Annotated in this window: 15 protein-coding genes; 7 read left to right on the top strand and 8 right to left on the bottom strand. The window is 64.2% G+C overall.

Annotated elements, in window-relative coordinates; all coding sequences use genetic code 11:
* Positions 1–7: 7 nt before the first annotated feature.
* The 3 genes from AAEU42_RS02975 to AAEU42_RS02965 all read right to left on the bottom strand — a co-directional run bounded on the left by AAEU42_RS02975 (position 8) and on the right by AAEU42_RS02965 (position 2,414).
* Positions 8–181: a hypothetical protein gene (locus tag AAEU42_RS02975; RefSeq protein ID WP_342232044.1), complete on the bottom strand. Its 174-nt coding sequence runs from the start codon at positions 179–181 to the stop codon at positions 8–10.
* A gap of 4 nt (positions 182–185) precedes the next feature.
* Positions 186–1,514: an AbgT family transporter gene (locus AAEU42_RS02970; protein WP_342232043.1), complete on the bottom strand. Its 1,329-nt coding sequence runs from the start codon at positions 1,512–1,514 to the stop codon at positions 186–188.
* 393 nt (positions 1,515–1,907) lie between these two features.
* Positions 1,908–2,414: a MarR family winged helix-turn-helix transcriptional regulator gene (locus AAEU42_RS02965; protein ID WP_342232042.1), complete on the bottom strand. Its 507-nt coding sequence runs from the start codon at positions 2,412–2,414 to the stop codon at positions 1,908–1,910.
* Between the two features lie 163 nt (positions 2,415–2,577).
* On the opposite strand from AAEU42_RS02965, the gene AAEU42_RS02960 reads away from it, so the two are divergent.
* From AAEU42_RS02960 to AAEU42_RS02950, 3 genes are read left to right on the top strand one after another with little or no spacing between them, the layout of a single operon-like run.
* Complete coding sequence (locus AAEU42_RS02960) at positions 2,578–3,384, top strand: DUF3298 and DUF4163 domain-containing protein (RefSeq protein WP_342232041.1); 807 nt, start codon at positions 2,578–2,580, stop codon at positions 3,382–3,384.
* Positions 3,375–4,745 carry a 23S rRNA (uracil(1939)-C(5))-methyltransferase RlmD gene (gene rlmD, locus AAEU42_RS02955; RefSeq protein ID WP_342232040.1) on the top strand — a complete coding sequence of 457 codons (1,371 nt, stop codon included), beginning with the start codon at positions 3,375–3,377 and terminating at the stop codon, positions 4,743–4,745. Before AAEU42_RS02960 ends, rlmD begins: the two co-directional genes overlap by 10 nt.
* 7 nt (positions 4,746–4,752) lie before the next feature.
* Positions 4,753–5,220: a GNAT family N-acetyltransferase gene (locus tag AAEU42_RS02950; protein ID WP_342232039.1), complete on the top strand. Its 468-nt coding sequence runs from the start codon at positions 4,753–4,755 to the stop codon at positions 5,218–5,220.
* A 32-nt stretch (positions 5,221–5,252) separates the two neighbouring features.
* Here AAEU42_RS02950 and AAEU42_RS02945 read toward each other — a convergent pair whose 3' ends face one another.
* The 5 genes from AAEU42_RS02945 to AAEU42_RS02925 form a co-directional block, all read right to left on the bottom strand.
* On the bottom strand, positions 5,253–5,636 hold the full coding sequence (locus tag AAEU42_RS02945) for a MerR family transcriptional regulator (RefSeq protein WP_342232038.1): 384 nt from the start codon (positions 5,634–5,636) through the stop codon (positions 5,253–5,255).
* 10 nt (positions 5,637–5,646) lie between these two features.
* Positions 5,647–6,795: an aldo/keto reductase gene (locus AAEU42_RS02940; protein WP_342232037.1), complete on the bottom strand. Its 1,149-nt coding sequence runs from the start codon at positions 6,793–6,795 to the stop codon at positions 5,647–5,649.
* 71 nt (positions 6,796–6,866) lie between these two features.
* Positions 6,867–7,340, bottom strand: coding sequence for a flavodoxin (locus AAEU42_RS02935; RefSeq protein WP_342232036.1), 474 nt, complete (start codon positions 7,338–7,340; stop codon positions 6,867–6,869).
* Between the two features lie 9 nt (positions 7,341–7,349).
* A complete protein-coding gene (locus tag AAEU42_RS02930; protein ID WP_342232035.1) occupies positions 7,350–8,237 on the bottom strand; it encodes a DUF362 domain-containing protein in 888 nt (295 codons plus the stop codon).
* Positions 8,238–8,248: 11 nt separating this feature from the next.
* Complete coding sequence (locus AAEU42_RS02925) at positions 8,249–8,656, bottom strand: cupin domain-containing protein (protein ID WP_342232034.1); 408 nt, start codon at positions 8,654–8,656, stop codon at positions 8,249–8,251.
* Positions 8,657–8,844: 188 nt separating this feature from the next.
* Between AAEU42_RS02925 and AAEU42_RS02920 the strand changes: the two genes are divergently transcribed.
* The 4 genes from AAEU42_RS02920 to AAEU42_RS02905 all read left to right on the top strand — a co-directional run bounded on the left by AAEU42_RS02920 (position 8,845) and on the right by AAEU42_RS02905 (position 11,738).
* On the top strand, positions 8,845–9,516 hold the full coding sequence (locus tag AAEU42_RS02920) for a nucleotidyltransferase family protein (protein ID WP_342232033.1): 672 nt from the start codon (positions 8,845–8,847) through the stop codon (positions 9,514–9,516).
* A 71-nt stretch (positions 9,517–9,587) separates the two neighbouring features.
* On the top strand, positions 9,588–10,418 hold the full coding sequence (locus tag AAEU42_RS02915) for an AraC family ligand binding domain-containing protein (RefSeq protein ID WP_342232032.1): 831 nt from the start codon (positions 9,588–9,590) through the stop codon (positions 10,416–10,418).
* Complete coding sequence (locus AAEU42_RS02910) at positions 10,411–11,319, top strand: DMT family transporter (protein ID WP_342232031.1); 909 nt, start codon at positions 10,411–10,413, stop codon at positions 11,317–11,319. Before AAEU42_RS02915 ends, AAEU42_RS02910 begins: the two co-directional genes overlap by 8 nt.
* Positions 11,316–11,738, top strand: coding sequence for a DUF2000 domain-containing protein (locus AAEU42_RS02905; RefSeq protein WP_342232030.1), 423 nt, complete (start codon positions 11,316–11,318; stop codon positions 11,736–11,738). Before AAEU42_RS02910 ends, AAEU42_RS02905 begins: the two co-directional genes overlap by 4 nt.
* Positions 11,739–11,795: the final 57 nt, after the last annotated feature.

Genomic DNA, 11,795 nt, shown 5'->3' with positions numbered 1-11,795 from the left:
GGCCGTTTTACAGCGTTTTTGTCCTGCGGGCCTTGCGTTTTTGAAAGCTCCGCCAGCCCAAGACCCCGAAGGCCGCGGCGATCGCCCCAACTATCAGCGCCCCGCCGGGGTCGCCCCCGGCGAGAAGCTGGATGAAATTGGCCGTATACAGGCAGGCCAGGCCGGTCCACAGCAGGAACATGGCCTTAGGACCATCCCATGCCGCTCAGCACCACCAGCACCACGTACTCGGTGACGAGCAGGATAAGCAGCAGGGGCAGCACCCACTTGACCCACTTCTGGTAGGGCACCTTGGCGATGGCCAGGCCGCCCATGGTCCAGCCCAGGAAGGGGCTGATGAGGTTGCAGAAGCCGTCGCCGATCTGGAAGGCCTGGACGGCCACCTGGCCGGTGATGCCCAGGTTCTCCGCCATGGGCTTCACAATGGGGATGAGGGCCGCGGCCTTGGCGGAGGCGGAGGGGATGAAGAAGTTCAGCAGGGACACCACCATGGAGATGCCAACGGCGGCGAAGCCGGCACCCAAGTTCTGAAGCGGCAGGCTGGCGTAGTAGGCGACGGTGTCCAGGATGTGGCCGTTCTTCATAATAAGGGAAATGGCGCCAGCAATGCCGATGATGAAGCAGATGAAGCCCATGCCGCCCACGCCCTTGGCAAAGGTGTCGCCGATCTGCTGGGCCTTCATGCCGTTGATGTAGCCGCAGATGATGGCCACGGGGATCATGACTGCGGGCATGGTGCCCATGCCCAGGCCCAGGCCCAGGTTGAGGGCGATGGCCAGGGGGAACTGGCCGAAGAACAGGAGGGTGATGACCAGGTCACGCACGTCCAGCTTCTTCTCCTCCATCGCGCCGGCCTCGCCCAGCTCGGCCTGCCAGGCCAGGTCGCCCATGGCGGACTTGGCGGGGTTCTTCTCAATGCGCTTGGCATAGACGGTGACGTAGATGGCGCCGATGGCGGCGCACAGCAGCAGGTTCAGGAAGCGGGTGCCGAAGCCGGAGTAGACGGGCACGCCCATCAGGCCCTGGGCGATGAAGATGCCGGTGGGGCTGGTGGAGAAGCCCACCATGGTGCCCAGGAAGGAAACGCCCGCGCCCACGATGGGGTCCAAGTGCAGCTTCTTGGCAAAGAGGACGCCGATGGGGATGACTGCGATCAGCGCGTCACTGCCGCCGAAGCCGCCCAGCAGGGCCATGAGCAGGAACATGACGGGCAGCAGCACGGTGGAGCCCTTGTCCTGGAGCTTATAGAGGCAGAAGTCGATCAGGTGGTCCAGGGACTTGGTGGTCAGCGTGATCTCCACGCAGCCGCCGATGACCAGCAGCAGGGCCAGGATCGTGCTGGAGTTGGCGATGCCCTCGTAGATGTACAGCAAGGCCTGCCACAAATTGATGGGGGTGCGGTCGATCTGGACATACTCCTTGAGCCCCGCGGCATTCTCCACAAATTCACCGGCGGGCAGGATGTAGGTCAGGATAGACATAAACACCATCAGTCCCAGGAGCAAAAACAGCAAGTGCGGCAGTTGGAACTTTTTCTTTTCTTTGACTTGAGTCGCCATTTTGAAAAGTCCTCCTTTTCTCTCTGTTTCTTGGATCTATCAATAAAAGCGGGCCCGCTTTTACTCCCCTTGTGTGTAATGCTCATCATGTTCCGCATGCGGAACATGACAAAAGGCTAGCCTTTTGTGCGTCACTTTACTAACTCAACACTTAAGTATCTTAATATTGAAGTGTAATTATCATATCACAAAACAGGGCGCAGTCAATCCTGTTTTTGTCGCTTTTCTACAATTCATGCGCATCGCACAAAATTGATTTTTGCTTTTTGTAGGATTTGCACATCATCCATTTACAGAAAAACAGGGCCGGACAACCTCTGTTGTCCGGCCCTGTACCGTTTGATGGAATCACTCGTTCTGGCTGGCCTCCGCCTTTAAAAACCGCTCCCGGCTGCGGCGCACGTCACCCTGGTAGGCCTCGTTGATCTTCCGCTGGACCATCACGTGGTGCTCCAGCTCCTCGTTGGAAAATCCCGCCAGCAGGCCAAAGGTCTCGGCCTGGCAGTAGCGGTTGAACTCCAGGTGGTCCTCATAGACCTTCCGGCCGCTCTCCGTCAGCTTCAGGTTGAACTGCCGGTTGTTGTCCCGGTTCCGGGTCTGCTCCACCCAGCCCTTCTCCTTCAGCTTGCGCACGATCTGGGAGCAGGCGCTTGGGGTCTTTTTCAAAATATTGCCCAGGTCGGTAATAGTGATGCCGGGATAGGCGGCGATGAGGTCGATGATATGCCCCTCCGCCTGATAGAGGATGTTCTCTCCATAGTGGTGGGGCAGAGAATCATACTCGCACATCAAATCATACGCTTCGTCCTGGGCCGTCCATAGCTGCCGCAGCAGTTCCTCTCTTTTATCTCCCATATTCGGCCCTCCTCGTCCTTTTTTCTTATTATAAACAGCTTCTTCCTCCTTCGCAAGTCGAAACTCTCAATTTTTCTTTACCTGGACGGGGGAGCGTGGTAGACTGAAGTCAAATCCATCCCCGGCCTTCGCCGGGCCCCGCCCTTGAATAAGGAGGTTTTTTATGTTCCGCCGTATCCTTTGCCCCCTGGCCCTGTGCCTGCTGCTGTCCGGCTGCTCCACGGTGGCCGACCACGCCTCTCCCCCGCCCAGCCAGTCCCCGGCCCCGGAAGTTTCCGCCCCGGGGAACAGCGGGACGCCCCGTCCGGCGCCCCAGTGGGGGGAGCAGACCTATATGACCGCCTTTGCCGCCGAGGGCCGGGAGGAGCCCGTCTTTTCCCCGGAATACCGTCTGCCCAAGATCGAAAACGCCGCCGGCATCCCCGCCTATGAGGCCATCAACGCCTTTTACGCCAGCACCCTGGACGACCTGGCGGCCTCCGCCGCCGAGCTCTCCGGCTGGGCCGTGGACGACTACAAGACAGCCCAGATCGTGGGATATCCCTTCTATAATTATGTGGATACCGAGTCCTACGAACTCACCATGGAAACCGCGGGCCGGGTCAGCATCCTCCGGAGCCATTACAGCAACTCCGGCGGCCCTTACCCCACCCTCTATCCCATGGCGGACACCTTCGACCTGACCACCGGGGCCCGTCTCACCTTCGCCGACCTCTTCACCGTCCCGGAGCCAGAGGCACAGACCCGGGTGCTGAACGCCGTCCTGGCCCTGAACGAGGCGGGGGCTTACTCCGGCGCCGTCCTGGACGCCGAGGCGCTCCGAAACGCCTACTCCCCCCAGCATTTTTATCTTACCGAGGACAGCCTCGTCTGCTATTTTCCGGGCGGCGACCTCCCCAACGCCGTGGGCAGCCCCACCTTCGCCGTCCCCTACACTGATTTGGAGGATATCTTAGCCTCATGGGAATGAAAAAACTGCCGGCAACCCCTGTCACCCTCACCATAGACGGCTACGGCACCGGCGGCGAGGGTGTGGCCCGCCTCCCCGACGGCATGGCCTGCTTTGTCACCGGGGCCCTCAAGGGGGAGACCTGTTCCGTCCGCCTGGACAAGGTGGGCAAGTCCGCCGCCTGGGGCCACGCGGAAGAGGTCCTCTCCCCTTCCCCCGCCCGCCTCGGCGCCGATTGCCCCTATTATGTCAACTGTGGAGGCTGTGCCCTCCGGCACATGACCTACGAAGAGGAGCTGGCATTCAAGCGGCAGAAGGTGGAGGACTGCCTGCGCCGCATCGGCGGCTGTGACACCCACGTTTCCGCAATTTACGGCTCCGAAAATACGGATCGTTATCGCAACAAGGTCCAGTTCCCCATCTCCGGGGAGGCCGTGGGCTTTTACGCCGCCCGCACCCACCGCGTCACCGACGTGGCCGACTGTCTGCTCCAGCCGGAGAGCGCCGCCCGGCTCCGCCGCGCCCTCAAAAAATTTATGTCAACTTATCAAGTCCCCGCCTATGACGAGCGGACGGGCAGGGGGCTGCTCCGGCACCTCTATATCCGCACCAACCGGGCGGGGGAAAGCCTGGTCTGCCTGCTGGTCAACGGGAAGGCCCTCCCTCACGAGCCGGAGCTGGCCTCCGCCCTCCGGGCCGCCGAGCCGGGGCTCAAGGGGGTGGTGCTGGGCGTCAACGAGACCCGGGGCAACGTGATCCTGGGGGACTCCTACCGCACCCTCTGGGGGGATGATTTCCTCATGGATGAGATGTGCGGGCTCTCCTTCCGCCTGTCCGTCCCCTCCTTCTACCAGGTAAACACCCCTCAGGCCGAGGTCCTCTACGGCCTGGCCCTGGACTGCGCCGCTCTGACGGGAGAGGAGACGGTGCTGGACCTCTACTGCGGCATCGGCACCATCACCCTGTGCCTGGCCCGGAAGGCCAAGCGGGTGGTGGGGGCTGAGGTGGTGCCCCAGGCCATCGAGGACGCCCGGGAGAACGCCCGCCGCAACGGCGTCGGCAACGTGGAATTCTTCTGCGGCGACGCCGCCGATATCGCCCGGCGTTTCGCCGAGGCGGGGGAGCGCCCCGACGTGGTGACGGTGGACCCGCCCCGGAAGGGCCTGGCCCCCCAGGTGGTGGAGTCCATCGCCCAAATGGCCCCCCGGCGGGTGGTCTACGTCTCCTGCGACCCGGCCACCCTGGCCCGGGACGTGAAGCGGTTTTCTGAGCTGGGCTACGCCGCCCAAACCGCCGCCGCCGTGGACCTCTTCCCCCGCACCGCCCACGTGGAGAGCGTGGTGCTGCTGACCCGGACAGATCAACGGCTCACCGCTCAGTGAAATAGATATGGATATTTTTGAAATTGACGGCAGGCCCCCGCGCCTCATGGCTCAGCTTTTAGAGGTTTGGGAGCGCTCCGTCCGAGCGACCCACCTGTTTTTATCGGATGCGGAACTCGCCCGCATCAAGGTTTTTGTCCCCACGGCACTGCGGGACGTTCCCCACTTGGTGACGGCGGAGCGGGAATCCGGGCGGCCTGTGGCATTTCTGGGTGCAGACGGACATCGACTGGAAATGCTGTTCCTATCTCCAGAAGAGCGGGGCCGGGGCTTGGGGCGGGCACTGCTGACGTACGCAATCCAGCGTTACGGTGTGAATGAGCTCACCGTCAACGAGCAAAACCCGGAGGCGGTGGGCTTCTACGCCCATATGGGCTTTCACGTTTACCAGCGGACCGAGCAGGACGGGCAAGGGGCTCCCTACCCTCTTTTGTATATGAGGACCCGCCGTCCTCCTCCCAATGAAAAAGGATAAAATGTCCGGCCCCTTGAGGGGCCGGACATTTTTCAAATTGCCTCTTTCCCCTTGTTCTCCCGAAACATAAGCCCCTTCTCGTACCGCTCGATCTTGTAATCCAGCCGGTCCAGAGATGCCTGCATATCCGCCATCCTGGCCCTGAGCTGCTCCCGCTGTTCCACCAGGAGCTCCCTCCGGGCGTCAATGGTGCCGTCCCCCTGCTGGTAGAGGGCCACGTACTCGATGAGGGCCTCGATCTGCACCCCGGCGGAGCGCATGCACTTCATCAGCTCCACCCAGCCGCAGGAGGCCTCGTCGTAATCCCGGATACCGCTCTTGTTCCGGGGCACGGCCGGGATAAGCCCGATGCGCTCATAGTAGCGCAGGGTGTCGGCTGTGATATCATATTTCCGGCTGACTTCGGCGATGGTCATGACCCTCTCCTCACCTTCCAAACACTTCCGCGGCCTGGCGCATGTTCTCCCGCACCGGCACCCGGAAGGGACAGCGCCCCTCGCAGGCCCCGCAGGCGACGCACTCCGAGGCGGTGTGGGCCAGCGCGGCGTAGTGCTCCCGCACGGTCTCAGGCACCATGCCCTGGGCCTTGGTCAGATTCAAAAACTTGGTGACGGCGGCGATATCGATGCCCACGGGGCAGGGGGCGCAGTGGCCGCAGTACATACAGTGCCCCTCCCATTTGATGCGGGGAAAATCGGCGAAGGCCGCGGCGTAGTCCCGCTCGGCCTCGGTGGCCGTCTCATAGGCCAGGGAGGCCTTCAGATCCTCCACGCTCCTGGCCCCCGACATGACGCAGGCCACGGCGGGCCGGGTGAGGGCGTAGTGAATGCACTGGACGGCGGTGAGGGCCTTGCCCGCCGGGGAAAGGCCCTCGTCCAGCAGGTCCCCGCCGCCGAAGGCCTTCATCACCGTGATGCCCACCCCAAGCCGCTGGCAGGTCTCATAGAGCCGCTCCCGGTCCGGGTCCATGTTGGTGAGGACCCCCTCGTACTTCTCGTCGGCCCAAAGCTGCTCGATGTCCTCGCTGCCGGGCTGGAGGTCGTAGCAGGGGTTGACGGCGAACATGAGCACGTCCACCAGCCCGCTCTCCACGGCGGCCAGGGCGGCCAGAGGGTTGTGGCTGCTGACGCCGATGTGCCGGATCTGTCCCGCCGCCTTCCGCTCCTGGGCGTAGGCCATGACCGGCCCCTTCTCGATCTGCTCCCAGAGCTCGGGGGAGTCCACATAGTGGATCATGCCGATGTCCACGTAGCCGGTGCCCAGGTTGGCCAGGAGGGTCTCGAAGGCGGCCTTCACCTCCCCCGGCTCCCGGGTGGCCCGGTACTGCCCCTGATCCCAGATGGAGCACAGGTGGCACTGGAGGATGAAGTCCTCCCGGCGGCCCCGGATGGCCTCTCCCACCCGGCGCTGGAGGTCGGGGTTGGGGCTGTACAGGTCCATGCAGTTGACGCCGGCGGCCAGCGCGGTTTGGAACATCTCCCGGGCAAAGCCATCGTCCTTCAAGAGGAAGCCTTCACAGCCCAGGGCGATCTCGCTGACCCTCAGGCCGGTGCGGCCCAGTGTGCGGTATTTCATGACAGAACTCCCTTTTCTCGTTTTCTCTATCATACTACCTGGAGCCCGCTCCAAGTCAAGAGGTATTTCTCTTATTTCAGGCCTTGGATCCAGTTTTCCAGCTCCCGCTCCGGCGTGGCGAGCCGGGTGCCGTTGAATGTAAGGCTCACGCCCTTCTCCACCCGGGCCCCGGGGCAGAGCGCCTCCACGTCCTTCACCGTGTGCCCCGGCCAGCCGCCGCTGGTCACCAGGGGAATGACGGTTTTCCCGGCCAGGCCGTTTTCCGTCAGGAACGTCCGCATGGCAGGGGCCATGGTGTACCACCACACCGGAATGCCCAGAATGATTCGGTCATAGCCGCTCAGCTCCACACCCAGGGGACGGATATCCGGGCAGAAATCCGCCTCCACCTCCCGGCGGCCCTGCTCCACCACGCTGTCGTAATCCCCCTCGTAGGGGCTGACCGTCTGGATCTCCGCCACGTCACAGCCCAGCGCCTCCCGGACCCGACGGGCGATCCCCCCGGTGTTTTGGGTGTAGGAATAATAAACCAATAATGTTTTCATCTTTTTCTCCTATCTCTTGTCCAGATCCACAAGCTCATACTGCCGCCCGCCCAAACCCAGGGCCGCGGCGGCCTCCACGGTGTGGATGCCGTGGAGGGATTCCATCCGCTCAATCAGGGCCGCCCTGCCCGGGTCGGGAGAGGCGTATACCGCATCCACGCAGGCCTGGTCCAGCGCCACCGGGTCCAGGGAGGCGAAAATGCCGATGTCGGCCATCTCCGGCTCGGCGGGGTCGGCGGAGCAGTCGCAGTCCACGCTGAGCCGGTTGGCCACGCTGACATAGGCCAAATTTTCCCGGCCCAGATAGTCCATGACCGCCTTGTCAGCGTCGGCCATGGACTCCAGAAAGGCCTCGTGGTCGGCGGTCATGATGGCCTCAAAGGACTGGTCAGGGCCACCGGAGCAGTGGATGTGCCCCTTGCCCCGGGCGGAGGCCACCCCGATGGACATGTTTTTCAGCGCCCCGCCGAAGCCCCCCATGGCGTGGCCCTTGAAGTGGGAGAGCACCAGCATGGAGCCGTAACGGGCCAGATGGCTCCCCACGAAATTCTCCTTCAGGCGAGCCCCGCCTTTTACGGGCAGGGCCAGCTCTCCCTCCTCGTCCATCAGGTCGCAGGGGGCGATGTCCAGAAAGCCGTGGTCACGGAAGGTCTGCCAGTGGGCCCGCACCGTGTTCCGCCCGCCCTCGTAGGCGGTGTTGCACTCCACGATGGTGCCCTCCAGCTCCGTCACCAGCTCCCGGATTAGGCCGGGCTGGAGAAAATTGTGTCCCCCCGGCTCCCCGGTAGAGATCTTCACGGCCACCTTGTCCCGGAGCTTTATCCCCAGAGCGCCGTAGGCCCTTTTCAGCCCCGCGGGGCTGATGTCCCTTGTAAAATAAACCTTTGCCTGTTCCATGGTCCTCCCCCTCAACTCAGTTTTTCGTAGTCCTCGCTGCGCACCGGCTCCAGCCATTCGTTGGCGCCGTCCGGGCAGGGGATCTCCACCGCCAGATGGGTGAACCAGCTGTCACCGGCGGCGCCGTGCCAGTGCTTCACCTCCGGCGGGACCACCACCACGTCTCCGGCCCGGAGCGCCCGGGCGGGCTCCCCCCAGGCCTGGTACCACCCCCGGCCGCCGGTGCACAGCAAAATCTGTCCGCCGCCCGCGCCGTGGTGGATGTGCCAGTTGTTCCGGCACCCCGGCTCGAAGGTCACGTTCCCGATGACCACGCCCCGATCCGTCAGCATCTTCAAATAGCTTCTGCCGGAAAAATACGTTCCGAAGGGATTCTCCTCCCCTCTGGGAAAGATCTCTCCTTGGTATCCTTCTTCCATACCCGCTCGCTTCCTTTCGTTTGATAAACCAACCCTACTCCTTGGAGTGAACTCCATGTCAAGGGGTTTTTGCAAAATTTTTCGGCGGCCACGGCCCCCTGCCTGGACACCTGGCCCATTCCGTGGTACCATCTTTACCATACGCCAAACACAGGGCGGCCCCCGCCCCACGGAGAAAGGAGCTCTTTATGCTGGACCCAAATGCCTATCTGGCCTCGTTCCTCCCCGCCCTCCAGGCCCGCTTCGGCCCCCGCCTCGTCTGCGCGGGCCTCCAGGGCAGCTATGGCCGGGGGGAGGCCGCCGAGACAAGCGACCTGGACCTGGTGGTCATCCTGGACACCCTCGGTCCCGGCGATCTGGACGCCTACGACGCGCTTTTGTCCGCCCTGCCCCACCGGGAGCTCATCTGCGGCTTTCTCTCCGGCCGGGAGGAGCTGGCCTGCTGGGACCGGGGCGAGCTCTTCCAGTTCTACCGGGACACCACGCCCCTTTTGGGCTCCCTGGAGTTCCTCGCCCCCATGGCCGGGCCGGACTGCGCCCGGCGGGCCGTCCACACCGGCGCCTGCGCCCTCTACCACGCCTGCGTCCACAACCGGCTCCACGAGAAGGACCCGTGCCTCCTCCAAGGGCTTTACAAATCCGCCCTCTTTACCCTCCAGGCCAAACATTTCGCGGACACCGGCGTCTACCTCCGCCGCCACGGTGACCTGCTCCCCGCCCTCTCCGGGGCGGACCGGGCCATTGCAGCCACCGCCCTGGAGCTCAAGGGCCGGACCCCGGAGCCCGGGGAGGTGGACACCCTCACCGCCCCCCTGCTCTCCTGGGCGGGCGGGCTGATCCGGGTCTTTTGCCCGGTCTGACCGGACGCAATATCTCACAAGACAGCCCCGCCCTTTTCCGATATACTTCCTCTGATAAAGGAGTTGAGCTCATGGCCCAGGACCGGCGCGTCGTCCTCTATGACCAGGACTTGAAATTGGAGGCCTACCTGTTCCAGGGGGTCATGCAGGCCTTCCCCAGCCACTTTCACGACTACTACTTCATCGGCTTTCTGGAGCAGGGCCTCCAGGAGGCCACCTGCAAGGACTTCGTCTGCCAAACCGGGCCGGGGTCCCTGCTGTTGTTTAACCCCGGCGACGTCCACGCCTGCCGTCCGGTGGACGACCGGCCGCTGGATTACCGCTGTCTCAACGTCCCCGTGGAGACCATGGAGCGGGCGGTGCGGGAAATTACCGGCTCCCCCGCCCTGCCCCGGTTCACCTCCAACCTGGTCCCGGACGCCGAGCAGGTCCCCGCCCTGCGGGCCCTCCACACCCTCATCATGGAGGAGGCCAAGGACTTTGATAAGGAGGAGACCTTCCTCCTCCTGCTGGGCCAGCTCCTCACCGACTACGCCGGGGAGCCCCTCGCCCCGCCCGCCTCCGGCGGGCCGGAGGTGGACGCCGTGCGGGACTACCTGTCCCGGCATTACGACCGGCGGGTGGTCCTGGACGACCTCAGCGCCCTCACCGGCTGGAGCAAATACCGCCTCATCCGGGCCTTTACCCGGGAAATGGGCATCACCCCGTACAGCTACCTGGTCACCGTCCGGGTGGGGGAGGCCAAAAAGCGGCTGGAGGCGGGGGCCACCCCCCTGGACGCCGCCCTCTCCTGCGGCTTTGCCGACCAGAGCCACTTCTCCAACCACTTCAAGCGGCTCATCGGCCTCACCCCCCGGCAGTACGCCAATATCTTCACCAAGGAGGAACCCCGCCGTGCCTGACTCCAGCCGCCTGAGCGGCCACCTGGCCGCCTTTTTCACCATCTTTTTCTGGGGGACCACCTTTGTCTTTACCAAGTCCCTGCTGGCCTCCCTCTCCCCGGTGGAGATCCTGTTCTGCCGCTTCGCCCTGGGCTATCTGGCCCTCCTCGCCATCCGCCCCCGGCGGCTGAAGCCGGAACAGCCCAGGGAGGAATTCCTCTTCGCCGCCGCGGGACTGTGCGGAGTGACCCTCTATTTCCTCTTTGAGAACGTGGCCCTCACCTTCACCCTGGCCTCCAACGTAGGGGTCATCGTGGCGGTGTCCCCCCTCTTCACCGCCCTGCTGGCCCCCCGCTTTCTGGACGGGGAGCGGCCCGGCGCCCGGTTCTTCGCGGGCTTCGCCGCCGCCATCGCCGGGGTGGCGTTGGTGAGCTGGGGCGGCGGCGGGGTGGCATTGGACCTCCGGGGCAGCCTGCTGGCCCTGCTGGCGGCCCTGGTGTGGGCCTGCTACTCCATCCTCACCCGGAAGATCGGCACTTTGGGCTACGACAACATTTTGTGCACCCGCCGGGCCTTCTTTTACGGCCTTGTGTTCATGATCCCCGCCCTCTTCCTCATGGACTTCCACCCCACCCTGGCGGTGCTGCTGCGGCCCGCCAACCTGGGGGGCCTTCTCTACCTGGGGCTGGGAGCCTCGGCGGCCTGCTTCGTCACCTGGGGCTTCGCCGTGCGGCGGCTGGGGGCGGTGGCCACCACCGTGTACATTTATCTGGTCCCCCTGGTGACCGTGGCCGCCTCCGCCCTGGTGCTGGGGGAGCGGCCCACCCCCGCAGCCCTGGTGGGCATGGCGCTCATTTTGGCGGGGCTGTTCCTCTCGGAAAAACGCGGCGGACAGCCGAAGGAAAAGGAGATGGCCGCATGAATCCAGCGGAAGAGAAATGTGTGATGGTGGCCGACGAGGCCCTCCCCACCGGGGTGCTGGCCAACACCGCCGCCATCCTGGGCATCACCCTGGGGGCCCGGTACCCCGAGGTGGTGGGCCCGGACGTCACCGACGCCTCCGGCGTCACCCACCCCGGCATCACCACCTTCCCCGTCCCCATCCTGAAAAGCGATGCCGAGGGGCTGCGCGCCCTGCGCCAACGGCTGAAGGACCCCGCCTTTCAGGAGGTGTTCACCGCCGACTTCTCCGACGTGGCCCAGAGCTGCCAGGTCTATGACGAGTACGAGGCGAAGGCCGCCCGCACCCCGGAGGACGGCCACAGCTATCTGGCCCTGCTCCTCTGCGGGCCGAAAAAGCAGGTCAACAAGCTCACGGGGAGCCTGCCGCTGCTGCGGTAGGACAACCATCGAAAAACAACGTGTTTTTAAGGGGGAGACGCCGCCGGCAGGGCGGCG

This window comes from Pseudoflavonifractor phocaeensis (genome assembly GCF_038439875.1).
Classification (GTDB): Bacteria; Bacillota; Clostridia; order Oscillospirales; family Oscillospiraceae; genus Vermiculatibacterium.
This window is presented reverse-complemented; position numbering and strand designations above follow the sequence as displayed.